Here is an 845-nt window from a genome sequence, read left to right on the forward strand (position 1 = left end):
AGCTTGATCGTTTCATTGCTGCCGGACTTGGCGCGCTCCTTGAGCATGCTGGTATAAGCCGAGTACCCATCCACTTGCAGGATGCCGCTGAACCCGGCGAGATGACGCGCGACACACTTGCCACCCCTGCTGTCTTCGAAGCGATAGGCAACCATCGGCGGGCCAGACCCGCCAAACGGTCGGTCATCGCAAGCGTAGGCCCATAACCACGCCTTCATCGTTCTACCAGAGCCGGGGACCAGCGTCGGTAAGGTGGTCTCGTCTGCAAAAACCCTCTCTCCGGCTTTAATGCGTTCCAAGATGTAATCCGCCAAGATCCGCAGCTCGAAGCCCAGATGCCCCATCCATTGGGCCATCAAAGAGCGGCTGAGAACCACGCTGTCGCGCAGATAGATCGCCTCCTGCCGGTAGAGCGGAAGACCATCGGCGTATTTCGACACGGCGATATAGGCCAGCAACCGTTCGCTCGGCAGCCCACCTTCGATGATATGCGCGGGCGCCAAAGCCTGCAGCACGCCGTCACGTTCGCGGAAGGCATATTTCGGGCGGCGTGTGACGATGACCCTGAACTTCGGCGGTATGACATCAAGCCGCTCGGATCGGTCCTCGCCGATCAGAACCTTTTCCAAGCCTTGGCAGTCGTCGGGGATCTCCGGCTCGATCACTTCCTCGATGCGTTCGAGATGGGCGGCAAAACCTTTGCGTGGCCGCGCCTCCCTTTTTGGCCGCTCTTTGCCCACTTGGCCGAGCTCGCTGTCAATCGCCGCAAGGCCAGTCTCGACCTCCTCAAAAGCGAAGTCTATCTGCTCGTCGTTTATCGCCAGCCGCAGTCGCTCGGAGCGCGT

At 60.2% G+C, this 845-nt stretch carries 1 protein-coding gene; it reads right to left on the minus strand.

What is annotated here, in order from left to right:
• Positions 1-845 (minus strand): IS66 family transposase (tnpC, locus tag QD461_RS36650; RefSeq protein ID WP_414091638.1); only part of this gene is annotated, 845 nt, incomplete at both ends.

The sequence above is a fragment of the Rhizobium sp. BR 314 genome, from assembly GCF_047445805.1.
In the GTDB taxonomy this organism is placed as follows: domain Bacteria; phylum Pseudomonadota; class Alphaproteobacteria; order Rhizobiales; family Rhizobiaceae; genus Rhizobium; species Rhizobium lusitanum_B.